The 24,574-nt window shown below is 65.6% G+C and carries 26 protein-coding genes and 1 pseudogene; 16 read left to right on the top strand and 11 right to left on the bottom strand.

Annotated elements, in window-relative coordinates:
* Positions 1-43: 43 nt before the first annotated feature.
* Entirely contained in the window at positions 44-2,290 is a 2,247-nt protein-coding gene (locus E4S61_RS20400) for an Hvo_1808 family surface protein (RefSeq protein WP_135305773.1), read from the bottom strand.
* A 145-nt stretch (positions 2,291-2,435) separates the two neighbouring features.
* Between E4S61_RS20400 and thiE the strand changes: the two genes are divergently transcribed.
* Positions 2,436-3,086: a thiamine phosphate synthase gene (gene thiE / locus E4S61_RS20395; protein WP_135305772.1), complete on the top strand. Its 651-nt coding sequence runs from the start codon at positions 2,436-2,438 to the stop codon at positions 3,084-3,086.
* An 18-nt stretch (positions 3,087-3,104) separates the two neighbouring features.
* On the opposite strand, the gene E4S61_RS20390 is transcribed toward thiE, so the two are convergent.
* Positions 3,105-3,353: a glutaredoxin family protein gene (locus E4S61_RS20390; protein WP_135305771.1), complete on the bottom strand. Its 249-nt coding sequence runs from the start codon at positions 3,351-3,353 to the stop codon at positions 3,105-3,107.
* Positions 3,354-3,436: 83 nt separating this feature from the next.
* Between E4S61_RS20390 and E4S61_RS20385 the strand changes: the two genes are divergently transcribed.
* Positions 3,437-4,378 (top strand): oxidoreductase, encoded by a 942-nt coding sequence (locus E4S61_RS20385; protein ID WP_135305770.1) that lies wholly within the window; start codon positions 3,437-3,439, stop codon positions 4,376-4,378.
* A gap of 47 nt (positions 4,379-4,425) precedes the next feature.
* Positions 4,426-5,511: a hemolysin family protein gene (locus E4S61_RS20380; protein ID WP_135305769.1), complete on the top strand. Its 1,086-nt coding sequence runs from the start codon at positions 4,426-4,428 to the stop codon at positions 5,509-5,511.
* A 31-nt stretch (positions 5,512-5,542) separates the two neighbouring features.
* Here E4S61_RS20380 and E4S61_RS20375 read toward each other — a convergent pair whose 3' ends face one another.
* Positions 5,543-5,845: a cupin domain-containing protein gene (locus E4S61_RS20375; RefSeq protein WP_135305768.1), complete on the bottom strand. Its 303-nt coding sequence runs from the start codon at positions 5,843-5,845 to the stop codon at positions 5,543-5,545.
* Between the two features lie 239 nt (positions 5,846-6,084).
* Here E4S61_RS20375 and E4S61_RS20370 point away from each other — a divergent pair, with 239 nt between their 5' ends.
* The 4 genes and pseudogenes from E4S61_RS20370 (at position 6,085) to E4S61_RS26620 (ending at position 10,503) form a co-directional block, all read left to right on the top strand.
* Complete coding sequence (locus E4S61_RS20370) at positions 6,085-7,476, top strand: sugar porter family MFS transporter (RefSeq protein WP_135305767.1); 1,392 nt, start codon at positions 6,085-6,087, stop codon at positions 7,474-7,476.
* A gap of 96 nt (positions 7,477-7,572) precedes the next feature.
* The gene (locus tag E4S61_RS20365) at positions 7,573-7,740 is read left to right on the top strand and encodes a ribbon-helix-helix protein, CopG family (RefSeq protein WP_135305766.1); all 168 of its coding nucleotides are present in this window, start codon (positions 7,573-7,575) and stop codon (positions 7,738-7,740) included.
* Positions 7,741-7,875: 135 nt separating this feature from the next.
* Complete coding sequence (locus E4S61_RS20360; protein ID WP_135305765.1) at positions 7,876-9,159, top strand: MBL fold metallo-hydrolase; 1,284 nt, start codon at positions 7,876-7,878, stop codon at positions 9,157-9,159.
* Between the two features lie 99 nt (positions 9,160-9,258).
* Positions 9,259-10,503: pseudogene (locus E4S61_RS26620) on the top strand (hypothetical protein).
* A 104-nt stretch (positions 10,504-10,607) separates the two neighbouring features.
* Here the strand turns inward: E4S61_RS26620 and E4S61_RS20350 are convergent.
* From E4S61_RS20350 to E4S61_RS20340, 3 genes are all read right to left on the bottom strand, one after another.
* Positions 10,608-12,563 carry a PAS domain S-box protein gene (locus E4S61_RS20350; RefSeq protein WP_135305764.1) on the bottom strand — a complete coding sequence of 652 codons (1,956 nt, stop codon included), beginning with the start codon at positions 12,561-12,563 and terminating at the stop codon, positions 10,608-10,610.
* A 103-nt stretch (positions 12,564-12,666) separates the two neighbouring features.
* Complete coding sequence (locus E4S61_RS20345; protein ID WP_135305763.1) at positions 12,667-13,356, bottom strand: SOUL family heme-binding protein; 690 nt, start codon at positions 13,354-13,356, stop codon at positions 12,667-12,669.
* A gap of 342 nt (positions 13,357-13,698) precedes the next feature.
* A complete protein-coding gene (locus E4S61_RS20340) occupies positions 13,699-13,983 on the bottom strand; it encodes a hypothetical protein (RefSeq protein ID WP_135305762.1) in 285 nt (94 codons plus the stop codon).
* A 207-nt stretch (positions 13,984-14,190) separates the two neighbouring features.
* On the opposite strand from E4S61_RS20340, the gene E4S61_RS20335 reads away from it, so the two are divergent.
* The gene (locus E4S61_RS20335; protein WP_135305761.1) at positions 14,191-14,460 is read left to right on the top strand and encodes a DUF7571 family protein; all 270 of its coding nucleotides are present in this window, start codon (positions 14,191-14,193) and stop codon (positions 14,458-14,460) included.
* A gap of 386 nt (positions 14,461-14,846) precedes the next feature.
* Here the strand turns inward: E4S61_RS20335 and E4S61_RS20330 are convergent, their stop codons facing one another.
* Positions 14,847-15,701 carry a sulfurtransferase gene (locus E4S61_RS20330; protein WP_135305760.1) on the bottom strand — a complete coding sequence of 285 codons (855 nt, stop codon included), beginning with the start codon at positions 15,699-15,701 and terminating at the stop codon, positions 14,847-14,849.
* A gap of 266 nt (positions 15,702-15,967) precedes the next feature.
* Between E4S61_RS20330 and E4S61_RS20325 the strand changes: the two genes are divergently transcribed.
* Complete coding sequence (locus tag E4S61_RS20325) at positions 15,968-16,753, top strand: sulfurtransferase (protein WP_135305759.1); 786 nt, start codon at positions 15,968-15,970, stop codon at positions 16,751-16,753.
* A gap of 33 nt (positions 16,754-16,786) precedes the next feature.
* Here the strand turns inward: E4S61_RS20325 and E4S61_RS20320 are convergent, their stop codons facing one another.
* Positions 16,787-17,791: an AI-2E family transporter gene (locus E4S61_RS20320; RefSeq protein ID WP_135305758.1), complete on the bottom strand. Its 1,005-nt coding sequence runs from the start codon at positions 17,789-17,791 to the stop codon at positions 16,787-16,789.
* A gap of 77 nt (positions 17,792-17,868) precedes the next feature.
* On the bottom strand, positions 17,869-18,549 hold the full coding sequence (locus tag E4S61_RS20315; RefSeq protein WP_135305757.1) for a class I SAM-dependent methyltransferase: 681 nt from the start codon (positions 18,547-18,549) through the stop codon (positions 17,869-17,871).
* 96 nt (positions 18,550-18,645) lie between these two features.
* Here E4S61_RS20315 and E4S61_RS20310 point away from each other — a divergent pair, with 96 nt between their 5' ends.
* The 3 genes from E4S61_RS20310 to E4S61_RS27020 all read left to right on the top strand — a co-directional run bounded on the left by E4S61_RS20310 (position 18,646) and on the right by E4S61_RS27020 (position 20,405).
* A complete protein-coding gene (locus tag E4S61_RS20310; RefSeq protein ID WP_135305756.1) occupies positions 18,646-19,089 on the top strand; it encodes a DUF2391 family protein in 444 nt (147 codons plus the stop codon).
* Between the two features lie 490 nt (positions 19,090-19,579).
* On the top strand, positions 19,580-20,158 hold the full coding sequence (locus E4S61_RS20305; protein WP_135305755.1) for a DUF7090 family protein: 579 nt from the start codon (positions 19,580-19,582) through the stop codon (positions 20,156-20,158).
* Positions 20,159-20,246: 88 nt separating this feature from the next.
* Positions 20,247-20,405, top strand: a complete 159-nt coding sequence (locus tag E4S61_RS27020) for a DUF7563 family protein (protein ID WP_044952319.1) — start codon at positions 20,247-20,249, stop codon at positions 20,403-20,405.
* Positions 20,406-20,506: 101 nt separating this feature from the next.
* Here E4S61_RS27020 and glmM read toward each other — a convergent pair whose 3' ends face one another.
* Positions 20,507-21,823 (bottom strand): phosphoglucosamine mutase, encoded by a 1,317-nt coding sequence (gene glmM, locus E4S61_RS20300; RefSeq protein WP_135305754.1) that lies wholly within the window; start codon positions 21,821-21,823, stop codon positions 20,507-20,509.
* Between the two features lie 139 nt (positions 21,824-21,962).
* Here glmM and rpiA point away from each other — a divergent pair, with 139 nt between their 5' ends.
* Entirely contained in the window at positions 21,963-22,643 is a 681-nt protein-coding gene (gene rpiA, locus E4S61_RS20295) for a ribose-5-phosphate isomerase RpiA (protein WP_135305753.1), read from the top strand.
* Positions 22,644-22,747: 104 nt separating this feature from the next.
* On the opposite strand, the gene E4S61_RS20290 is transcribed toward rpiA, so the two are convergent.
* Positions 22,748-22,915, bottom strand: a complete 168-nt coding sequence (locus tag E4S61_RS20290) for a DUF1931 domain-containing protein (protein WP_135305752.1) — start codon at positions 22,913-22,915, stop codon at positions 22,748-22,750.
* A gap of 255 nt (positions 22,916-23,170) precedes the next feature.
* Here E4S61_RS20290 and larB point away from each other — a divergent pair, with 255 nt between their 5' ends.
* The 3 genes from larB to E4S61_RS20280 all read left to right on the top strand — a co-directional run bounded on the left by larB (position 23,171) and on the right by E4S61_RS20280 (position 24,499).
* Positions 23,171-23,944: a nickel pincer cofactor biosynthesis protein LarB gene (larB, locus tag E4S61_RS20285; protein WP_135305751.1), complete on the top strand. Its 774-nt coding sequence runs from the start codon at positions 23,171-23,173 to the stop codon at positions 23,942-23,944.
* Between the two features lie 102 nt (positions 23,945-24,046).
* A complete protein-coding gene (locus E4S61_RS25665; protein WP_167768595.1) occupies positions 24,047-24,196 on the top strand; it encodes a DUF7563 family protein in 150 nt (49 codons plus the stop codon).
* A gap of 27 nt (positions 24,197-24,223) precedes the next feature.
* Complete coding sequence (locus E4S61_RS20280) at positions 24,224-24,499, top strand: GIY-YIG nuclease family protein (protein ID WP_135305750.1); 276 nt, start codon at positions 24,224-24,226, stop codon at positions 24,497-24,499.
* Positions 24,500-24,574: the final 75 nt, after the last annotated feature.

The following is a 24,574-nucleotide window of genomic DNA, read 5'->3' as shown; positions in this document are numbered from 1 at the left end:
GAGCGGGGGGTCAACGGTAGTGTCGAAGCCAGCTTTGGGCCACTTAGGGAACCGCCACCGACTCGTCTTCGTCGCCGTCCTCGCCCGTGTCGTCGCCGACGTCCGGCGCGATGGCCGAGAGCGCGTCGAGGTCGGGGCCGTTGACGACGGTCACGGTCCGGTCGTCGCGGACGACCCGGAAGGCGTCGCCGTAGGGCTCGTCCTCGGGGATACGCCACGTCTGGTCACCGGCGGACTCGCCGCCGTGCCCTTCGAGGACCCGTCGATAGGCGTCCGCAAACTGGCGGGCGTCGTCCTCGCTGTCCCACGTCGTCACCCAGACGTAGCCCGACGCGTCGCCGTTCCGGTACAGCGAGATGCGGTCGTTGGCCCACCCCTCGGAGGGAGCGCTCGTGTAGTTGTACGTGTCGTACGCCCCGGCGTCGGGCGAGAGCACCTGTCCGCTGTCGACGACGGGGATGTCGTACTCGCGGTCCTGATACCAGAACATCGAGTAGAGCCACGCTTCGCCGAGCGTGTCGCTGGTGAAGCGCCGCCACTCTCCGTCGGTGGGCGCGCGTCGGTCGAGCGGTCTCGGCCGTTCGTCGGGGTACCGTTCGGGATGAATCGTCTGCTCGGTCGAGACGGGCGGCGAGTCGTAGGCGGCGTCGACGGCGTCCCACCCGCCGCGCTCACGGAGGGCAGCTACCAGCGCCGGCCCGTCGGAGTACGGTTGATAGCCGGTGAGGTAGACGCCGAGGTTGACGCTATCGGCACTGTCACCGTCGCTGTCACTCCCCTCGCCGCCGACAGACGCGGACGCGTCGGACGGGAGACACTGCCACGTCCCGTTCGCACAGCGTGCGTCGTAGCGGGCCATCACGTAGTTCGCGTCGCCCTCGACGAGGCCGAGGAGGCCGGTGCGGGCGTCGCTGCTCAGCGTCGGCGACCGGAAGGCCGAATCGAGCAGGCCGGTCTGGTCCTGCAGGGCGTGGGTGAGTTCGTGGACGAGGATGCCCTCGTCGACAGTCGGGTCGTCGGGGTCCTCGACGACGAGGACGAACCGGTCGCTGCCGACGGCGTAGAACCCGCCGACGGCGGCGCTCTGCCCGCCCGTAACCACGTCGTAGGCGTCGGTCTCCTCGTCGACGATGAACGTCGCTTCGTACACTTGATTGTAGTACCGCGTGCCGACGAGACGCTGGAAGGAATCTTGTGACTGGTTGGCGGCGTAGGCCGCCCGAGAGACCACGTCGAACTCGACGGGCCGTTCGAACTCCCGTTCGCGGATGGCCTCGACGCGGGCCATCGAGCGAGCGACCAGCGCCCGTCGCTCCGCTGCCGAGAGGCCGTCGCCGGTCTCCACGTCGAGGGACTCGTTCGCCCAGTAGCCGTTCTCCCAGCCGAGACGGTCGGTCTCGGGGTCGGGAGGCGATGCAGTCTCGTCACCGGGCGTCCCGGTCGGTGACGGTTCCGCGGGCGGCACACCGTCTTCGCCACCCGAGACGCTGACAGAGAGGTTGTAGGGGCCGGTCCCACCCAGATAACCGTAGACCACTAGATAGTACGTGCCGTTCGTCCCCGCCAGATGCGAGATGCTCTCGCCGTCCGTAGACGAGGTACTCGTCTGTAGGACGGTCCGTTCCGGTCCTATCAGCAGGAGTTCGAGGTCGCCCCGGGCGTGCGAGAAGTCGATTTGCGCCGAGAGTGCGTCACCGGCGGTCAGTTCGACGGCGTAGACGTCGAGGTCGTTCTCGGTGACGTTCAAGCCGGTGTAGTTCCCCGCCTCCACGGCCGTCGCCGTCTCGAAGTCGTCGTTCGGTTCGAGTTCGCCACTCGCCGGCGACGGCCCGGTCCCGGTCGTCGTCACGCGCAGGTCGTAGGGACCGCTCGCGCCCTGGAAGCCGGCGACGACCAGATAGTAGGTGCCCGCCTCCGAGGCGACTGAAGAGACGTTCTCGCCGTCGGTCTCGGAGACGCTCACCTGTAGCGTCGACCGGTTCGGCCCGAGCAAGAAGAGGTCGAGGTCGCCGCGGTCGTGCGAGAAGTCGATTTCGGCCGAGAGCGACTCGCCCTCGCTCAGTTCGACAGCGTAGACATCGAGGTCGCCCTCGGTGACATTCAGCCCAGTGTAGTCTCCGGGGTCGAGTTGCGTCGCGTTCTCGAAGGTATCGTTCGGTTCGAACGCCGCCTCGTCGGCGGCGGTCTGTGCCGCGGCGGTGCCGACGACCGTCGTTGTCGTCACCGCAGCGAGACAGACGACGAGGGCGAGCGTCACCGTTCGGATGCGTGTCGGGAAAGTCTGGGTCATGGCTGAAAGCGGTCGTCTCCGTCGCTCGGATAGGGACTGTCACAGCGGCTCGGCCATTAGTTATGGAGCGAGCCCGGCGGCCTAAGCCGGGCTTATCGGCGCTCCGGAACGCAAGAATCAGGCCGTCCCCCATCGGACTCCGAGCATGGTCGATTGGGACGTGTACCTCGTGACCGGCGAGTCGCTATCGGACGGGCGGTCCACCCGCGAAGTCGTCGAGCGAGCCATCGAGGGCGGCGTCGGCGTCGTGCAGTTACGCGAGAAGGACCTGCCGGTCCGCAAACGCTACGAGATTGGCAGGGAGCTCCGCGAACTGACCCGCGAGGCCGGCGTCACCTTCGTCGTCAACGACCGGGTGGACCTCGCGCAGGCGCTCGACGCCGACGGTGTCCATCTCGGCGACGACGACCTCCCGGTGTCGGTCGCCCGTGAATTACTGGGTGAGGACGCCATCATCGGTCGCTCGGTGTCGTTCGTCTCGGATGCCGAAGCCGCCGAAGCGGCCGGGGCCGACTACCTTGGTGTCGGGACGGTGTTCCAAACCGGGTCGAAAACCAACATTCCCGACGAGGAACACGGTGTCGGACCCCAGCGAGTGGCGGATATCGCCGCGGCCGTGGACATCCCCATCGTCGGTATCGGCGGCATCACGGCCGAGAACGCCGCCGAGGTGGTCGCCACGGGGGCCGACGGCGTCGCGGTCATAACCGCCGTCACGCGGGCCGAGGACCCGAACGCGGCGACGGCGGCACTTCGGGAAGCGGTCGAACGAGGGAAACGCGAGCGAGGCGATTAGCGAGGAAAACAGCGGCCGTCACTCGGTCAACTTCCGGCGCAATCGCCGCTCGTCCACGCGATACTTGAACGCGGGTGACCCATCGAGCAGGACGTACGGGACTCGCTCGCCGTACTCCTCGCGGAGTTCGGGGTCGGTATCGACGTTGACCAAGGAGAGCGAGAGGGAGACGCTCTCCTCGTCGGCGACTCGTTCGATAGTGTCGATAGCCTCCTCGCAGAGATGGCAGTCCTCGCGTGTGTACACCGTGACCGAGACGTCGCTCATCGGCTGCTCGTTGGGTTCCGACGGATAAATGTCCTGCTGAGCGGGCCGACGGGTTTCTGTGTGTTCGACTCGAACCGCCTCCCATGTCCGGTTGGACTGCCGCCGAGATGCCGTCGCTAGAGGGAGAGACTGTCGTCGTCACCGGGGCCAACAGCGGCCTCGGCTTCGAGGGAGCCGAGACGTTCGCCCAGAAGGGCGCGAGCGTCGTGATGGCGTGTCGGAGCCTCGAACGGGGTCGAGAAGCCGCCGCGGAGATCCGGAAGTCGGTCGACGAGGCAGAACTGGACGTTCGGGAGTGCGACCTCGCGGACTTGGAGAACATCGCAGCGTTCGCCGATGGCGTGGACGACGCCTACGACGGCGTCGACGTCCTCTGTAACAACGCCGGCGTGATGGCGATTCCGCGCAAGGAGACGACCGCTGGTTTCGAGATGCAACTGGGCGTGAACCATCTGGGTCACTTCGCACTCACCGGCCACCTCCTGCCCGAACTCCGGGAAAGCGAGGGCGAGTCCCGCGTCGTCACGCAGTCTTCGGGGCTCCACGAACAGGGTGAGATGGACTTCGACGACCTGCAATCGGAGCGCGACTACGACAAGTGGGACGCCTACGGCCAGAGCAAACTGGCGAACCTCCTCTTTGCGTACGAATTGGAACGGCGACTGGACGAGCACGGCATCGACGACCTGCTCAGCGTCACCTGTCATCCGGGCTACGCCGACACCGAACTCCAGTTCCGCGGTCCCAGAGAGAGCGGGTCGTCGCTCCGAATGCTGGGGATGCAGGTGGCCAACGCCGTCCTCGCTCAGTCCGCCGAACAGGGCGCGTTGCCGATGCTGTACGCGGCGACGGCAGACACCGTCATCGGCGGGGAGTACGTCGGCCCCGGCGGCCTCATGGACATGCGCGGCGCGCCGGAGTTCCAGCAGTCGAGCGACGCCTCCCGAGACGAGGATGACGCCGACCGACTCTGGGAACTCTCCGAGGAGCTGACCGGCATCACGTACGATTTCGCGGCGCTCTGAGCGCGCAACCACACCTTTTTCGGCCCGCGAGGGCGAACGCGGGGACGATGGAAACTCCTCTAATCGTCGCCAGACTGTTGGCAGGGGTGGCGCTCATCCTCACCAACGGCTTCTTCGTCGCTATCGAATTCGCGTTGACCCGGGCCCGGCAGTTCACCGAAGACGAGTTCGTCGGCGACGGCAACCCGGCACTGGAGCGTGCCTGGGAGATGACGAACAACCTAGAGATCTATCTCACCACCTGTCAGGTCGGTATCACTGCGTCCTCTATCGCGGTCGGTATCGTCGCCGAACCCGCGCTCGCGGCGATATTCGAACCGGTGTTCGCCGGGTCGCGACTGGCCGGTATCGGCCTCGGGGCCGCCATTGCCTTCTTCATCATCAACCTCGTCCACCTGACCCACGGCGAGCAGACACCGACGTATCTCGGCGTCGAGCGAGCGCGGTTCGTCTGCCGGTACGGCGCGGCACCGCTGTACTGGTTCAACTGGCTCATCTCGCCGCTCATCACGCTCGGCGACGCGGTCGCGAAGTGGACGCTGAAACTGTTCGGTATCGAGATGACCGGCGCGTGGCTCGAAACCGAGGAGGACGTCATCGAGTCGCGAGCGGACCTCCGAAACAAACTCGGCTCGGTCCTCGACGAGGGCGACATCCCCGAGGAGCGACGAGAGGAAGTGCTGGCCGCGTTTCAGGTGGGTAACCGCGAAGTGCGCGACGTGATGGTCCCAGCAGCTGACATCGTGTCGCTGTCGATTACCGACGACAACGAGACGAACGCTCATCGGGTCGCCGAGACGCCGCACACGCGGTATCCGCTCATCGACGGGGACTTCGACGAGTTCCTCGGCATCGTCTATGTGCCCGAACTGTTCAGAAAGCAAGACGAGGACTCCGTCGGCGGGACGCCCCTCTCCGAGATCGACCTCGAAGAAGTCGCCGCACCGCCGATGACGATAACCGCTGATACGTCGGTTAGTGACGCTATCGACCGGTTTCAGGCCGAGAACCAGGAGTTGGCCTTCGTCGTCGAGGGCGGCGAGGTCGTCGGGATGATAACTGTCACCGACCTGCTGGAAGAAGTGGTCGGCGACATCCAGGACCCGATGGACGCGAAAGCCGGCGTCCAGTGACGGCAGTCGCGTTCACAGTCGATCCGACCGACTAGCGCGGCGGCGTATAGACGTTGAGTGTCTGTAGAGGTGTGTCGCCGTCGTTCTCGATGCCGTGGCGCTCGCCCGCCTCGATGCGGAGCAAGTCGCCCGTCTCGACGCGCTGTTTTTCGCTGTCAACAGTTACCACGCCTGTTCCCGAGACGACAAACAGCCACTGGTCGCTGTCGGCGTGGTAGTTGTCGGGGCCGCCGACACGCTCTTCGGGGTCGACCGTCATCTCCGCGACCTGTGCCTCGTCCGTCTCCATGACTACCTCGAAGTAGCGATCGAAGTCGAGACGTGCTCGCTCCATAGCGGACAGTCACACGGTATCGACGTGTCGGTTTCGAAACTGCGAACGACTCGGTCCCATCGCCTGCTCCGACGAATCGGTGTGTAAGCTACCCGTGAAATTCGATAAGGTAAAATATATTATAGAGAATATAGATTATGAACGATAACGAGAGACGTAGGCGGTTCTGGAATATTATCCATTATTGATAAATCCGAACGATTCATAAGCCATATCGAACAATGTAGAGATCGCACACCATGTCTACAGCCGACATCCGGAACGTCTTGCGCGGCGATGGGGACCGGTTCATCTACCTCTCGTCCGCGCTGGCCGCGCTGAACGGTCTGCTGTTCGGATTCGACACGGGGATCATCTCGGGTGCGTTCCTCTACATCAACGAGACGTTCGCCATGTCGCCACTGGTCGAGGGCATCGTGATGAGCGGTGCGATGGCCGGCGCAGCGGCGGGGGCGGCCCTCGGCGGCAAACTGGCCGACACGCTGGGACGGAAACGACTCATCTTACTCGGCGCAGCCGTCTTCTTCGTCGGCTCGCTGACGATGGCTGTCGCTCCCACCGTCCCGGTGCTCGTCGCCGGGCGACTGATAGACGGCGTCGCCATCGGCTTCGCCTCGATCGTCGGGCCGCTGTACATCTCCGAGATCGCGCCCCCGCGCATCCGCGGGTCGCTCACCTCGTTGAACCAACTGATGGTCACCGTCGGCATCCTCGTCTCGTACTTCGTCAACTTCGCGTTCGCCGACGCGGGCGCGTGGCGCTGGATGCTCGGAACCGGGATGATTCCCGCCGTCGTCCTCGCCATCGGGATGCTGAAGATGCCCGAGAGCCCCCGCTGGCTCTTCGAACACGGGCGTGAAGACGAGGCCGCGGCCGTCCTCCAGCGGACCCGACAGGGTGACATCGACGAGGAACTGGCCGAAATCCAGGAGACGGTCGAGAAGCAGTCCGGCACCGGCATTCGAGAACTACTGAAACCGTGGCTCCGCCCGGCGCTGGTCGTCGGTCTCGGGCTGGCCGTCTTCCAGCAGATCACGGGCATCAACGCGGTGATGTACTACGCGCCGACCGTTCTCGAATCGACCGGCTTCGGCGACGTGACTTCCATCCTCGCGACGGTCGGTATCGGCGCGATAAACGTCGCCGCCACCGTCGTCGCCATCGCGCTCATCGACCGCGTCGGCCGCCGCCGCCTCCTGCTGACCGGTATCGGCGGGATGATCGTGACCCTGATTGCCCTCGGCGCGGTGTTTTACCTCCCCGGGTTCGGCGACATGCAGGGCATCCTCGCCACGGGCAGTCTGATGCTGTTCGTCGCGTTCTTCGCCATCGGTCTGGGCCCGGTGTTCTGGCTCCTCATCTCCGAAATCTACCCGCTCGCCGTCCGGGGCGGTGCGATGGGTCTCGTCACCGTCGCCAACTGGGGCGCGAACCTGCTCGTCTCGCTGACGTTCCCGATGCTGACCGCGAACGTCGGCAAGCCCTCGACGTTCTGGCTGTTCGGCGTCTTCAGCCTCGCCGCGCTGCTGTTCTCCTACCGATACGTCCCCGAGACGAAGGGGCGGTCGCTGGAGGCCATCGAGTCGGAACTGCGCGAGAACATCGGAACCACCGCCGAAACTGCGGACTGAGCCGACACCGACCGGCTGTCGACTATCTGCGTCACACGAGCGCCTGACGGCCGTCTGACGAGAGTATTTATCCGGGCGTCCCCTGCTTCGTACCCGATGAACGAGTCGTTCCTCGACCTCGACGAGGTCGAAATCGAACTGGACGAGGCAGCGCTGGAAGCGCTCGACGAGAAGGCGTTCAAAGAGCACCGGGACAACCGTGACGCCGCGATCCGCGATTTGCTCGACGAGTGGCTGAAGGCCCACGACAGCGACGAGGAGTGAGGTGAGCCGCGGCCGCTGATAGGTGGCTGTCTCGTCGGGTCCGACTCTTGGTGGGGAAGGCGGGGCTGCGGGGTGGAACGACTGTCGGACGGAAAGCGACGAACACAAACGGAGCGCAGCGTTATCGAGAGCCACATGGACGTTCGCTTTCTCGGCGGCGCTCGCGAGGTCGGCCGGAGCGCCATCCTCGTGAACGACCGCCTCCTCCTCGATTTCGGGACGCTGACCGGGAACCCGCCGCAGTTTCCGGTAGACACGCCCGACCCGGACGCGGTCGTGGTCAGTCACGGCCACCTCGACCACGTCGGGTCGGTTCCGTCCCTGCTGTCCGGCGACCGTCGCCCGCCGATTCACTGGACGCCGCCGACGCGCGAACTCGCGCTGACGCTTGCTCGTGACACGCTCAAGCTACACGGCGTCTCGTCGAGCGGAACGAGACGAGGCTCGCGGAACCACCGGTCCCGCGGTGGCACCTACGACTGCCCGTTCACGGAAGAGGAGGTACGGCGAGTTACGCAGGTGTCCGAGACCCACGGCTATCGAGAGCGGTTCGAAGCGGCCGGTCACGAGGTGACGTTCTACAACGCGGGCCACATCCCCGGAAGCGCCCACGTCCTCGTCGACGACGGCGAGACCAAACTGTTCTACACGGCCGATTTCCACACCGAGGACCAGCGGCTGGTGGCCGCCTCGACGGCCCGCCCCGACGCCGACGTCGTCATCTGTGAGAGCACGTACTCCGACGTTCACCACGAGGAGCGGCAGCGCATAGAGGAACAGTTCGCCGAGAGCGTCCGGACGACCGTCTGGGAGGGCGGCACCGTCGTCGTCCCCGCGTTCGCTATCGGCCGGACCCAGGAGCTGCTGCTGGTCTGTGAAGCGAACGACATCGACTGTTACGTCGATGGAATGGGCAAATCGGTGACGAAGATGCTCCGCCGTCACCCCAAGTTCGTCCGTGACGAGGAGGCGCTCCGACGGGCGAAGTCCGGCGCTCGTTTCGTTACCGGTCGGGACGGACAGCGTAGACGCATCGCGGAGCAGAACACGGTCATCGTCACGACGAGCGGGATGCTCTCCGGCGGCCCGGCCATGACGTACATCCCCGCGATTCGGTCGAACCCGACGAATAAGATCGCGCTCACCGGGTATCAGGTCGAGGGGACGCCCGGTCGAGACCTGTTAGACACCGGCAGTGCCGAGATAGACGGCCGGATGATGCCGGTGAGCGCCGGGGTCGAGTGGTACGACTTCTCTGCGCACGCCGACCGCGACGGACTATTCGAACTGCTAGACGAGTACCGAGAAGCCCGCGTCCTGGTGAATCACGGCGACCGCTGTGAGGCGTTCGCCGAGGAACTCGACGAGCGGGGATACGACGCGTCGGCACCGGCAGTCGGCGACTCCCTCACAGTGTAGTCCGAGAGCCGAACTCGACCGGTACGATGTGACTGCCAGAGAAACGCCGGCACGCTCGAAGCCGAATCTTCATGGTCCCGCTATCTGAACGTGTGCGACATGGCAAGCGCGGCGGGTTCGCTAACTGAGCCGCGAGTTCTCGCGCACACGAAGCGACGCCTCTTCCCAGCGGACGCCGACGACGGGTACGTCGTCGCTGACACGCAGTTCTCCGCCGAGCGGTGGCTCGCCGACGAGTCTATCGATCCCGCTGTCACGGAGACGCTCGCTCCGTTCAACCACGTCCGCGTCGGGTCGGGATATCCTGACCTCGTCGGGGTCCGGGTACTGGACGACGACCTCCTCGCCGTCGACTGACTGGGGGACGAGCCGCCGCTCGTCGCCGTCGAAGCGAAGGGGTACACCGGCGGTGGCGGCGTCGACGTCGAGCGCGGCATCGTCCAGGCCTACGACCGGCTCGACGAAGCGAACGCCGCGTACGTCGCGGCACCTGCCGGCGCTATCTCCCAGTCCGCTCGGACGCTGGCTCGGGAACTCAACGTCGGCGTCCTCGGCGTCGACGCCAGCGGTGGGGTCGACCCGTTCGAGGTCCCGCGTCTCGTCGGCAACCGGACGACGACCGAGACCAACGCGATTCGGTTTCAGGCGAGCGCCCAGGGTGTCGCGAACAAGTCGTTCAGCCTCAATCACCCGAAGAACTACCTCGCGTACCCGCTTGCGGTGTACCACCCCGACGAGACGGAGTGCGTCCTCTCCAAGCGGGTCGTCGGCGCCGTCGACGGTGCGCGGACTGGGGCCGCGTTTCTGGATCTCGTCGATGAGCGACCCGACCGCGTGCAGCTGACACCGCTCGGGCGGGAGGTCGTCAGATTCGCTCTCAGAGAGTACGGGTCCGTCGACGCCGCCTTACGGGTGTTCGACGAGTGGAAGCGGTCCCGGAAGCGGTTCACCGACCTCGCGCCGAAGTGGGGGATGCTGACGCGCCGGGTGGTCTACGCGTATCCGGCGACGCAACTGCTTGTCGAAGAGATTCAGCGGCTGCACAAAGACGGATTTGCCGAGCCGACGCTCCCGCAGGTCGTCGAGTACCTCCACGAACTCCATCCGTCCTTTACCGTCGAGCTGTTCGTCCGCGGTGACGAGGCGGTTCGGAGCCGCCTCCTCGATGTCGACGGCGAACTCCGTCGAGACGTGCTCACAGACGGAGCGGTGTATCACTCGCCGACCGTGTTCCAGCTCAAGGCGATGCTGTACCACGCCGGGATTTTGACCTCGCGGGGAGCCGAGCCGTCGAACTTGGACCCCGAAACCGACGTGTGGGCGCTCCGCGACCCGTTAGACTAAGGCGGCTCTCGACCTCGACCAGAGCGCCACTGCAGCGGTATTCGCCGCTCTTTCAGCCGCCCTCTACCCCGACGAGACGAAGCGCCAGGCACACAGCCGGTTCCTCACCGGAAGAGAACGGTCGGGCGGCGCGCGGCGTCCGCGACCGACTGGTCGTCGCCGATAGCGGGCAGGCGGAGGGTGGCGACGGTGCCGTCCTCGCCCCCGATCTGGAACGACCCGCCGTAGCGCGTCACGATCCAGTTGACGAGCCACAGGCCGAGTCCCGTGCCGTGTTGCAGCGGCGTCTCCTCGCCGGCTTGGACGACTGCGGCTTCCATCGACGGAATACCGGGACCATCGTCGGAGACGGCGATTTCGACCCACTCGTCGACCGTGCGGGCGGTAAGGCGGACGGTGGTGTCCGGGGCCGGGTCGTGGACCAGCGCGTTCGCCACCAGTTCGTCGACGGCCCGTTCCAGTTCTGTCCCGGCACAGATGTCGCGGGCGGTCCCGGGCTCGACCAGGACCGTCGCCTCTGGGACCCGCTCGCGGTGGTCGGCGGCGACTGATTCGAGGAGCGCAGTGGTGTCGATACGAGTTGGCCGGGCGTCCCGTGCGGCGTAGGTCTCCAGTTCGTGTGCTCGCTCGCTCAACCCCACCAGTCGGTCCACCGGTTGTCGGATTCGCTCCCCGACGTTGATATCGGATGGAGGGTCCCCGACGAACTCGGCGTACCCCTGGATGACCGTCAGCTCGTTGCGGAGGTTGTGCCGGAGCACTCGGTTCAGAAGACTGACGAGCTGTTCGCTGCGTTTTCGCTCGGTCACCTCCTGCTGGAATCCGAGGAGGTGCGTGACCGTCCCAGTCTCGTCTTCGATGGGCGTGACGGTGACGCGGTTCCAGAACGGTGTGCCGTCCCGTCGGTAGTTGAGCAGCTCTGTCGTGACGGGACGCTCGGCCTCGATTCCATCCCGGAGTGTCGCCACCGCTTCGGGATCGGTCTTCGGGCCTTGGAGGAACCGACAGTTCCGGCCGAGTATCTCCGACTCGCTGTAGCCGGTGACGCTCTCGAAAGCCTCGTTCGCGTAGATCAGCGGCTCGTCCGCGTCGGTCGCGTCTGCGAGTGTGATTGGTACCCCCGCTTTGTCCATCGCTCGCGTTCGCACGCGGAGTTTCGCCTCCCGTTCCTTGCGTTCGGTGACGTCTCGGCCGACGCCCTGGACGGCCGTGACTTCCTCCCCGTCGACCACTGGCGTCGCGTTGACTTCGACGACGACCTCGGACCCGTCGCGGTGGCGGAAGGTCAGTTCGAGTTGTTCGACGGCAGTGCCGTCCAGCAGGCGGTCGAACGCGTCGAGGGCGTCGGCGGTGGCCGGTGGTGTCATGTGCTGGGTGAACGATTCGCCGACGAGTTGGTCGGGTTCGTAACCGAGTATCCGTTCGACTGCTTCGGAGACGTAGGCGAACCGGCCGCCCGTATCGACTCGAAAGAGGACGTCGAAGCTGTTCGTCGCGATCCTCTCGAAGCGGCGCTTCTCCGCCCGAAGATCGGCTGTCCGTTCGGCGCGTTCGCGTTCGTACTCGCGGCGTTCGATGCCGCGGCCGACGAGTCGGGCGAGGAGTTCCACGAACAGTTCTTCGGCCTCGGGGAAGGGTGCGTCGCGCTCCTCGCTGTCGGCGAAGCAGACCGTGCCGTAGATGTCGCCGTTCACGACGACCCGACTCCCGATGTACGACCCGAGTTCGAACGTCTGGTATGCCGCCTCGGCGATGGACGAAGACGCCTGTGCGTCCTGCACGCTCAGGTTCCCTTCCAGTTCGATCGTCCGGCGGCAGTAGGCCACGCCGAGTGGGCACCGCTCGCCTGGGCGGATGCGGTCGTGGTCGCCGACCGTCTGCTCGATTCGCTGGATGTCGTCGACGATCTGTGTGAGGAATCCCAATTCGACATCTAAGCGTTCCCGACCAGCCGACAGCGCCGCCTCGACGGCGTCCTCGAAGGGCTGGCGTCTGTCGGCGAAGGCTTCGTACACCCGCTCTCGGTAGCGTTCGCGGGACTCGAAATCGGGGTCCGTCATGGTCGGTGGCGCTCAATGGCGACGTGTGGCGCGGGAGTACCGCGCCGACTACTATGATTCTATGGGCGGCAAATCAAAGTTTGACGGCAGCGGTCGACGCTGGCTACGTCTCACCCCCGCTCGGAAATGACCGCTCGTCGACAGTCACTTCGATCTCGTTGCGACGCATGAACGGCGGCGTCCACGGGTCGTTGTACTGGAGCAACGTCGGGTCGCCACGCGTTTCGATACCCCGGTCAGCGAGCGTCGCAAAGAGCGCCTCGCGTTCGCGAGCGACGCGGCCGTCAGTGGCGTACCAGCCGAACTCGCGGACGGCGGCCGTCCGCGGCGGGTCGACGACCAGTCGGACGGAGGGGTCGGTCGGTACCGGCGCGGTCGCCGGCGTGTACGACGCCGGGAGATAAAACGCCATGCGAACCGCCCTCTCCTCGTCGTCGTCCCTATCCGTGCGAACCGGCGTCGTCATCGAGACGTCAGTCCCGGTTCGGACGGGCGCGGTCATCCCGATGGTCGCCCCGTCGGTTTCGACTGGGGCGGTCATCTCGATGCCCTCGCTCCCCTCGTTCGCGCCGGAGATGTACTGGAAGAGCCGTCGAAACGCGGCGTTGGCGCTGGATGCGGTCGTCTCGACGAGCACCGTTTTCGGGTAATGCCGTATCTCGACGCCGTCGAGTCGGTCCACCGTCTCGTAGGGAACCTGTTCGGTCGAGCGAGTGGCGTACAGTCCCCACCCGACCCACAGCGCGAGTGCGGCAGCGAGCGTCCCGACTGCGGCTCTGAATCGCGATGACATGGAGAAACTACGTCGCCGAGCGCCAAAAACCTATAGACACGGCAACAGGACGGTAACACGGCGAAACGAGGATTCGGTCGACAGGCCCGCTCTGCCGTGGGATACCTACCCGTGTGAGTTTGCGTACCACAACCACACAAACAATTATTATGATTGGTCGATAACGTAAGGACGTCATGGCGACAAGCCAGCAACCCCCGACAACGTACCACACGTGCAGCTGCGGTGAGGAGTTCGACACCACGGACGACCTCCTTGACCACGCACGAGAGGCACACGGCTTCGACGTATTCTAACGCTGGCAGTGCGGTCCCCGTCCGAACCGTCGGCCGGTTCGAAACCCTACGATCGCGTATCGACGTCCGGTCGAACGCTGAAACGAGCGTAGCCGCCGTGAGAGAGGTCGAGCGCGCCCAACCACCAGTTCCATCGCTCGACGAGCGAGTAGTCCTCGGGGGCGTCCCGTAAGTTCCGAACGACCGTCTCGACGGTCAGTTCGCCGTCGAAGTCCGCCTCGAACTGCTGGGCGTCCGCGAGGTCACGCGCCTGTCGCGCGACGACGGCGGCGAGGTCGTCCTCGTCGCCGAACTGTTCGCGGAGCGTCGCTTCGAGTTCCTGTCGGTCCACAGTGTCAGAAGGGGCGCTGTAGACTTGAACGTTGGCCGCTGCACGGGTGGTCGCCGCACGACGACCCAAACGGATGGTGCTGCGCTACTGACCGATGGGCGTCGACACCGGCTTCGGTCGACGGCTACTCCCGAGTATTGTCGGAAGTCTACCAATTCTGGGACGTAGCTATTTATAGTATGCTAACATGGTCCAAGGTGCATCGCCATGAAACCGTGCCACAACTGTCAGTCGGTCATCGACGAGTACCACCTGCACAAACAACTCGAACCCCTACGCGACCTCACAGTTGACGACTTCAACGTCTGTGCGGACTGCACGACTATCGTCGCGGATGCGTGCGTGGAGTGCGGCGGCGCGGTGTACGTTCCTCGGAGCGAATCGACCACCCCGGACTACTGCCCGGCGTGTCGGGCCGACCTCCTCGACCGCACTGGGAACGACCCCGGTTGGAATCGTACCCCAGTGTCGTTCTGAACGGATCGGCCCCTCGCAACCGATATTTTGGTCGGCAGCGCCACGTTCAGGTACTGAGAGGAGCACGTAGCGAGCGGCTCGACACCGGCTGTGCAACCGGCTAGTCGGTCACAGGCAGGCCGAAAAATGGTCGAAGTCGTCCCGCAGTTGCCTTTCTCCACGGGTCGCTGTCTCGCGGGTGTCGCCCGCTCGACTCGCCGAGGCCGCTGACGCGGCCTCGCTCCCCGCTCCGATTCGAGGTCTCGTTTCACTCGGCCTCGCCCTTCTCTGCGAGAAAGGAACTACTGCTCGAAGACGCTTCGTCCTGCTCCACGGCTCGCTCCGCTCGCCGCTTCGCCACGAGGCCTCGCGCGCTGTCGCGTACTCGGCCTCGCCATTCTCGCCGATTAGTTGCCTTTCTCGATGGGCGCGCCGACGAGGTTGCCCCACTCGGTCCACGAGCCATCGTAGTTGATGGTGTCGTCGTAGCCGAGCAGTTCGTGAAGCGCGAACCACGCGACTGACGAACGCTCGCCGATACGGCAGTAGGCTACCGTCGTCGAGTCGCCGTCGATACCGTATTCGGCGTAGAGCTCTTCGAGCTCGTCACGGCTCTTGAACGTGCCGTCGTCGTTGGTCACGGCCGCCCACGAGATGTTCTCGGCACCGGGGATGTGGCCGCCGCGCTGGGCCGTCTCCTGCAGTCCAGGGGGTGCGAGGATCTCGCCGGAGTACTCCTCGGGCGAGCGAACGTCGACGAGAGGAAGGTCGCGCTCGATGGCGTTCTCGACATCGTCGCGGTAAGCGCGGATGGACTCTCGCGGGCCGGACGCGTCGTAGTCGACTTCCGAAAACTCGGGGACTTCGTCGGTGAGTTCGTAGTCGTTCTCGACCCAGTACTCGCGGCCGCCGTCGAGGAGTTTGACGTCGTCGTGGCCGTAGTACTTGAACTGCCAGTAGGTGTAGGCGGCGAACCAGTTGGAGTTGTCACCGTAGAGGACGACGGTGGAGTCCTCGCTGATGCCGTTGGAACCGAGCAGGTCCTCGAAGTCCTCCTTCGAGAGGATGTCCCGTGTCGTCTGGTCTTGGAGGTCTGTCTCCCAGTTGAAGCCGATGGCTCCGGGGATGTGGCTCTCGTCGTACAGCTCCGTGTCGACGTCGACCTCCGCGAGGCGGAGATCAGCGTCGTCGCTCTGGAACTCGTCTAGGCGCTCGCTGACCCAGTCGGCCGAGACGAGCACGTCGTTGGCGTATTCAGTCATAGTGCGTTGAACCGTTGGTCCACCACCCATATATTACCACGAGTGTCGGCATGTACGACCACTCCTCCCCTCTGTCGGCATATGTTGCCCCTATCAGAGGGCCGCTCGCCGGTGGCCCACCGCAGCGAATCGCTCCGGATGGGAGACGGGGTAGCCGTTTCGCCGATTTCGGAAACCGAGCCGCGCCATATCCGGCAACAGTTGCCAGCACCTTCGACCGGTCCCGATGAGAGTCTTCAAGCGGCCGGAGCGGGAATCGGCGGGCAATGACAGACATCGTCTCCGCCTCGTGGGTCGCCGATCAGGGTGCGGACCTGCGCATCGTCGACGTTCGCGACGGCTGGGAGTACGACGGCCTCGGCCACCTGCCGGGGGCCGTGAACGTCCCCTTCGACGAGTTCCGGACTGGCTCCGGCGGCGAGGGCATGCTACCGAGCGACGACGAGTGGGCCACCCTGCTCTCGGCGGCGGGTATCGACGCCGACAGCGAGATACTGGCCTACGACGACCACCACGGCGTCTTCGCGGCGCGCTTTCTCGTCACCGCCGAACTGCTCGGCCACGACCCCGAGCGACTCCACCTGCTCGACGGCGACTTCTCCAGTTGGCAACTCGAACGCGAGACGGAGAGCGAAGCCCCTGACGTAGAGCCGACGGAGTACAGTGTCTCCCCGCCGGAGACGACACCACTCGTGGACGCTGAGACGGTAGCCGACGCGGCGGACGACTCCGACGCCGTCCTCGTCGACACCCGCGAAGACGAGGAGTACGCCGCGGGTCACATCCCCGGGGCAGTGCTGCTGGACTGGCGCGACCTCGTCGACGACGAGACCCGCGGCATCCTCCCCCGAGAGGACGCGCTCGCCGTCCTCGAATCGGCCGGTATCGTCCCCGAGAAGCGCGTCGTCCTCTACTGCAACACGGCCCGGCGCATCAGCCACACCTACGTCGTCCTCCGGCACTTGGGCTTCGAAGCCGTGGATTTCTACGAGGGGAGCCTCACCGAATGGGAAGCGGAAGATCGGCCACTCGAAACGAGCGAGGTCGAGTGAAGCGGGGCCTCGGAGCGCCGGAGTGAGTCCGACTCACGTGAGCGGTTGCTGTTCCGGCCCGCGTTCCTCAGCCAGTAAGTTCGCCGCCTCGACCAAGAGAGCGACGACGACCGGGCCGGCGATGAACCCGACGAGACCGAGCGACAGCACGCCGCCGGTGAAGCCGACGAAGTAGAGGCTGGCGGGCATCCCCGTCGTGTAGCGAGCGAGTCGCGGTCGGATGACCGCGTCGGGGAGGAAGCCGACGAGGACGAGTCCCAACACCCCGACTAACAGCGCGCCGACGAGGTCGCCCATGACCGCGTCCGCGGCAGCGATGGCGACGACCACCACGCTCGGCCCGACCACGGGGACGAACTGGAGGATGCCGGCGACGACCGCGAGCGAGAACGCGCTCTGATAGCCCAGTATCGCGAAGACGATCCACGCCATCACAAACGTCCCGAAGGCCGTCGCCGCTTGCAGGACGTAGAGGGCGTACAGCGTCCCGCGCAACCGCTCGTGAAAGCGAGTGACGACGTCGTGGTACGGTGACGGAATTGTCCGATACACGACGTGACCGGGGGCGTTCGGCTGCCACAGCATCGCGTAGACGAGTATTGTAAACAGCACGACTTTCAGCGCGAGGATGGGGGCCGCGCTGGCGAGACTGACCGCGAAGCTCCCGAGAAAACCGACGGCGTCCATCAGTGCCGCCCCGATGTCGATAGTATAGCGCATCTCGCCGAAGACGAGCGTCACCGAGTCGGGAATTTGTCGAAGGAACCCGATGAGGTCACGGCGACGGAAGTACAACACAGCGGCCGGCGGGAGGAGGACGAGCGACCCACCGACGAAGGCGACGACGGTCGTCACCGCCGCCGCGAGACGATCCGAGAGGCCGTGGCCGACGAACCACTCTGAGAGTGGAAAGAGGACGTAAGCGACGGTTATCGCGAAGAAGACGGTCGCCAGCACGCTCGATAAGAGCACTGTCGTCACCAGCCCCAGTCCGACGAGCAAGCCCGCGAGTACGTACCGTCGCTGCTGCGTAACCACGCCCTACCTTTCCGAGCGGGTGACTAAAACGTTCCTGCGAGCACAGTTCTCGTATCGGAGGCGGCGAGTCGGCGAGATTAGGGTGCGACGCCGACGGTGACGAGGGTCCCGAACTCCCGGTAGCGCTCGACCATCGCTTCACGGGTATCCCAGTCCTCGGTCGGGAACTCGCTCTCGGCCGGAATCTCGATCTCGCGGTCGGGCACGTTGTCCTGAACGGCGACCGAGAGGCCGGCGTCGCGGAAGGCATCGCGGTACTCGGCGGCGCTCCAGCGAGTCATCGGCACGTCCACGAGGTCGTCCCACGCGTGTGAATACGTGTTCTCCTCGTAGTAGTTCACCGCACAGTGGAAGGTCCCGCCGGAACGCAGGACGCGAGCCACTTCCGCTAAGACGGCATTCGGGTCGCTGGCGTAGTAGAACGCCTCCATCGAGAAGCAATGGTCCATGCTGTCGGACTCGAAGGGAAGGTGTTCGAAGTCGCCGACGAGGTAGCCCACGTCCGGGTCGTCAGTGTACGACCGGGCGTTCTCGGCCATCGACGGCGAGGCGTCGATGCCGTACGCTCGGCCGGCGTCTTTCGTCTCTTTGAGCGCGCGACCGGCGTAGCCGCTGCCACAGCCGAGGTCCAGCACGGTGTCGCCCGCCTCGACGGGCATCCGCGCGAGGACGTGTTTCGCGGTGTGCCAGTGTCGGTCCTCCATCCCGCGGTCTTTCCCACGTGCCGCCCAGTCGTCGAACTCGTCGCTGACGCTCATGATCATCCGTGGGGTGGCCGGGGCAAAACGCCCTTCGACTCGCGCCGTCTCCCGAAACTCCGAGAGAGTTTTACACGAGGGTAGCCACGAACTGATATGCGCCGTCGCCGCCGCCGCTACCGACTCGCCGACACCGCCCAGCAGGTGGTCGGGGGATTCCTGCTCGCCGGGCCGTTCGTCGTCACCGAGGAGGTGTGGGTGCTGGCGGCGAACATGACGCTCTATCACGCCGCGCTCGTGGCCGCCATCGTCTTTGCCATCGGCTACGGAGCGCTGTACAAGGCCGACGCCGACCGCGAACTCGAACGCGAAGCGGAGGTCGCCGGCGTCCCCGTCCGCTTCGTCTCGCTGATGCTCGTCTCCTTCGGGTCGGTGGCGGTACTGGCGCTGGTCTTCACCGCGCCCGACACCTTCCTCGTCGAAAACGAGATCCTGGAGAATCCCACGTCGATGTCGATCACCGTGACGACGCTAAAAGCCGTCGCCGTCGGTGCCATCTTCAGCGTCGTCGGGGCCGCCACCGCCGACAGCGTGTTCTAGGAGTCGGGTTTGTTGGCCGTGCCGAACCGGAGAGCGAAAACACCGAGAACAGCCAGAAAGCCCCGGTGCGCTACACCGCCGGTAGACTCACTCCGTTCGTCTATCGAGGCCTCGTTCGCTTCGCTCACGAGACTCCTGCGGCTCGCTGCGGTCCTCACTCACTTCGTTCGCTGTGGTCCTTACGTCACCGGGAGAGCGTTGCTCTCCCGAGCACGCGGCGCATAGCGCCGCGAACGCCGGGGTTCGTGTAGCCAGCGCGGTCGGCACAGCCGACCGCGATTAACGTGGCGGCTTCGCCGCCACGCAACCGTCCCTTTCAGTCCCGCCCCATGGAATATTCAACCGGGTGGGACTGAAAGGGGTCGGACGCTCGGCAAGCGTCGGGGATTTTCTGGCTGTTTGAAACGTTGTTTCCAGCGAGCGCTACGTACCCAACCACTACTAGCGAGACCCGCAGACTTAATGCGCGTCCCCCCGCTTTCCCGCTCATATGGAGTATACGCTGGCTATCGACAACACGCCAGACAGCGTCGAGGGCGGGACCGGCATCCTCCTCTTGCACCCGAGTACGGGCGAGACGGACCGAATCGACACGGAGTTCCTCGCGACGGACACCGACGCGATGTTGGTCATCTCGACTCGGACGACCGCCCGCGAGGTCAAGCAGAAACTGGAGTACTACGAGGTCGACGAGGAGAGTGCGACCATCCTCGATACGCTCTCGGTCGAGCGTGGATACACTCGTCGTCAGTCCGAGAACGTCCGCTATGCCTCTGCACCGGACGACCTAGAGGGAATCGTCGAGGAGACGGAGGCGTTTCTGGCGGAACACGACGGCAAACTGCGCGTGAGCTTCGACTCCGTCACCGAACTCATCTACTACGCCGACGAGGAACGCGCCCTAGAGGCCGTCGCCGACATCCTCGAACTGCTGGAAGAGTACGACGCCGTCGGCCTGTTCCACCTCGCCGACGAGGTTCACGACCAGGAGACGGTCGACGCGTTCCGCGAGCGCTTCGACGGCGTCATCGAACTCGCAGAGGACGGCACGGTCACGAGCGAGTTCTGACTACGCTCGCGGCCGTAACGTGTCCGGTGTGTCAGCATTTACCAAACCACCAACAATTAAGACGATATAGTGCGTTCTTCGCAGGTGTATGCCGGAATGCCAGAACTGCGGTAATTTTGTAACGGCTGACTACGCGCGTGTCTTTACGCCGAACGGGGTCGAGAAACCGCGGGTCTGCCCGCAGTGTGAGGACAAGATCCGGGACGGGGCCGACGTCCGAGAGGCCCGGTCGACACGACGCGGATAACTAGGGTCGAAGCGTCGATTCTCTCGCCCCGCGACCGTGACTCGCGCGGGGCGTTCGCTCGCACCTGAGTGCCGACAGTCACAGACGAGCGGTCGTCTTCGTTACTCGCGGGCCTCAGTCAGAATCTCGCGGGCCGCGGCCAACACGTCGTCCGCTCGCGCTTCCTCGCGGGCCTCGGCGGTGATGCGAATCAGTGGTTGCGTGCCGCTGGCTCGCAGCAGGAACCAGCCGTCACCGAGATCGACGCGGACGCCGTCCAGGGTCGTCGCGTCGTCGTATTCGTCGAGGACGCTGTCGCGGACCCGAGACATCACTGCCGCCTTGTCCTCGACTTCGACGTTGTCCCGGCGGATGGGGTAGTCGGGTACATCGGCGGCTCGGTCGGAGAGAGAGCGCTCGGCGTCCAGCGCGACGGCGGTACAGGCCGCCAGCGGGCCGTCGGGACAGAGCGTCCGATCAGGCCATATCCACGCGCCACTCGGTTCGCCGCCGAAGGCGACGCCTGGTTCGCTCGCGGCCTCCGCGACGTAGACGTCGCCGACCGGTGTGTACTCGACATCCACGTCAATCTCGGCGAGGTGGTCCGCGACGGCGAGGCTCGTATCGACTGGGACGGCGATTCGCTCGCCGGCCTCGGCGGCGGCGCGAGCGAAGATAGCGAGCAAGACGTCTCCGGAGAGGTAGGTGCCGTCGCCCGCTACCGCGCGCATCCGGTCGGCGTCGCCGTCGTGAGCGATCCCCACGTCGGCGTCCGAGACTTCGACGAGCGTCGCCAGCGACTCGCAGTTCTCGGGGGTCGGTTCGCTCGGCCGACCGGGGAACGCCCCGTCCGGTTGGCCGTTGAGCGTCTCGACGTGACAGCCCAACGACTGTAACACGTCGACGGTGACGCCGCCGGCCCCGTTGCCCACGTCGACGATCACGTCGCTGTCGAGCGAGTCGGCGTCGAGTGCCGTTTGGATAGCCGCAGCGTGGGGTGCGCGGGCGTCGGCCGATTCGAGATTGCCTCCGTCGTCCCAGTCGGCGGGGTCGAACGCGCCCTCGTGGATGCGGCCCTCGATGGTCTCGCGCATCTCGGCGTCGAAGGCCTGTCCCGACGGCTGCCAGAGTTTCAGCCCGTTGTCCTGTGGCGGGTTGTGACTCGCAGTGATGGAGACGCCGGCGTCGGCGTCGTGCCAGCCGACCGCGCGGCCGACCGTCGGTGTCGCCGCCAGCCCCACGTCCACTACGTCGGTCCCGCTCTCGCGTAAGCCCGCGACGAGCGCCGACTGGAGGAACTCGCCGCTCTCTCGCGGGTCACGTCCCACCACGACGCGGTCGCTGTCGACGCCGACCGCCCGGCCGACCGACAGCGCGAGGTCCGCCGTTACCGTTTCACCGACCGGTCCACGAATGCCACTGGTCCCGAACAGAGTCATACTGGGAGGGCGTCCGGCGAGCGCAAAAGGATACCGGCCACGCCGCGGATATCGCTATCGTGACCCACGCTGTGGACTGTTCACGTCCCGAGCGCTCGGGAGAACAAACGTTTTGTCCGCCTCGGCGCGACGTTCGCCCATGAAACAGGGCGGCTCCGACGCGGCGAAACGCGCGGCCGGCGAGGCGGCGGCCGAGACGGTCGAAGATGGGATGGTCGTCGGGCTGGGGACCGGCAGCACCGCTGCTCACGCCATCCGCGCTATCGGGCGGCAGGTCGACGCCGGACTGGACGTGGTCGGCGTCCCCACCTCCTTCCAGTCCCGCGAACTCGCCCGTGAACACGGGATTCCGCTCGCGGACCTAGACGAGGCCAGCGTCGACGTCGCCATCGACGGAGCCGACGAGGTGGCTGGCGGCGACCTCGTGAAAGGCGGCGGCGCGGCCCACGCCCGCGAGAAGATTGTCGACGCAAGCGCCGACCGCTTCCTCGTCGTAGCCGACCCCACGAAGGTGGCTGAGACGCTCTCGTATCCGGTTCCAGTCGAGGTACTCCCGGCTGCCCGGTCGACCGTCGCCGAACGTATCGAGTCGCTGGGTGGCGACCCCGATCTCCGGCAGGCCGAGCGAAAGGACGGCCCGGTCGTCACCGACAACGGCAACCTCGTCTTGGACTGCGAGTTCGGAGCAATAGCCGACCCCGAGAGGCTCGCGGCGTCCCTCTCTGCGGTACCAGGCGTCGTCGAACACGGCCTGTTTATCGGACTGGCTGACGCCGTGTACGTCGGGAGCGAGGACGGCGTTACTATCCAGGAGCCGTAGTCGACCGGCGCTGTCGCTATCGCTGTCGAACGGTGCAATATTGCGGACAGTGCCGTCGCTACTCGGGGTTTCCGTCGAAAGAAAGACTGGTTGAAGAGCCGACCTTACAGGTCGCGCGGCTGGACCGTCTTGCGGTCGTTCTCTTCGGCTCGGCGGGCTGCGTCCGAGAGCAGTTCCTCGACTTCCTCGTCCAGGGCGTCGTAGAAGTCCGAGGCAACGTTCATGTCATCGAGCTCTTCCTTCACAGCGGCTTTGACGATTAGGTCTGCCATACACTCACCTCATCCGAAGGGGCTGCTTAAATACTTTCCCCAATGTGTTCGCTCTCGCCGGTATTCACGGGGGTTTGAGAGGTTTTTGGCCGCGTTCCTCCATATAAAGGGCCGTCTTGGCGGGGGGATCGCGGGGTGAGTTTGCATACGCCGGGGAAAACGACTTGTATGAGAGTCAGCCCCCGGAATTCCTGTCCTCGCGCGCGCTCGTCGTGGACCGACGAATAGGAGTAGCCCGGCCACCGAGGGGTTGGCATGCGCGACGTACTCGATGCGGTCGCGGCGGGCGACCTGACCCCCGCCGAGGCCGAGACACGACTCGCCGGCTACGCCACGAGCGGCGCTGGCCGATTCGACGCGGCCCGCGAAACGCGCTCTGGCATCCCGGAAGCGGTACTGGGCGACGGAAAGACCCCGAACGAGATCGCCGATCTCGCGGCGACGGCCGTCGAGACGACCGGGAGGGCCGTCGTCACGCGTATCGACCCTCCGGCGGCGTCTGCCGTCCGAGACGAACTGGCGACGCTCGAACCGGATGCGACGGTACGCTGGAACGAGCGGTCGAACTGGCTCGTTGCGACGGCACCTACCTTCGACCGGCCGGAACTCGACGCCGCCGTCGCCGTCGTCACCGCCGGCACGTCCGACGCCATCCCGGCGGGTGAGGCAGCGATGATGGCCCGCGAGATGGGCGCACGGGTGACGCGAATCACCGACGTGGGCGTCGCCAGCCTCGCCCGGACCATCGACGCGGTGGACCGACTGCGCGACCAGGACGTCCTCGTCGTTGCGGCGGGCCGGGAGGGGGCGCTTCCGACCGTTGTCGCCGGCCTCGTCGATACGCCGGTCATCGGCTTGCCGGTCTCGACGGGGTACGGCCACGCCGGGGAAGGCGAGGCGGCCCTCTCGGGGATGCTCCAGTCTTGCACCGCGCTTTCGGTGGTCAACGTCGATGCGGGTTTTACCGCCGGCGCACAAGCGGGGCTCATCGCCAGACAGGTCGACGACGCCCGAACCACAGATGACTGACGAACTGGAAATTGGGAGAGAATACCTACATAATTGGGTAAACGAATATGCCTCCGGACCCCCTCGATTCGGATGTCGGCAGTGGTGTTGCCGACGAACACGATGCCTGAATGTAATCATTGCGGCGCACACGTTTCGGACCAGTTCGCCCGTGTATTCGCGGCCGAGAGCGGCGATATCCGGGCCTGTCCGAACTGCTCGGCGAACGCTGGCATCGCCGAGGTGTCGAAAGAACGCGCCCACCAAGTGTGAGGCCCACTGGGCCGCCCGCATCGTGCGATGACCACCACGCGGAGCCCTGGTCACTACACGTACGTCCTGCGGTGTAGTGACGGGAGTTTTTACACCGGCTACACGACCGACGTGGAGCGACGGGTGCGCGAACACGACGACGGCGACGGCGCGAAGTACACGCGCGGTCGGACACCGGTCGAACTCGTCCACGTCGAACGCTTCGAGTCGAAGTCGGCCGCCATGTCCCGTGAGTACGAGATAAAGCAGTTCTCTCGGGCCCGAAAGGAGCGGCTGGTCGAGGGGGAGAGCAGTCCGCGGTGACCGGGTAGTCACCGTCGCCCGACTCGCTCGACCCCCGCGACGACGGGTGATTTTTTGCCGGCCCCCTGTGAGTTG

Origin of the sequence: Haloarcula amylovorans, assembly GCF_004681185.1 — an archaeon.
GTDB classification, from domain to species: Archaea; Halobacteriota; Halobacteria; order Halobacteriales; family Haloarculaceae; genus Haloarcula; species Haloarcula amylovorans.
The sequence above is the reverse complement of the archived record's forward strand: the minus strand, read 5'-3'. Positions and strand labels throughout refer to the sequence as shown.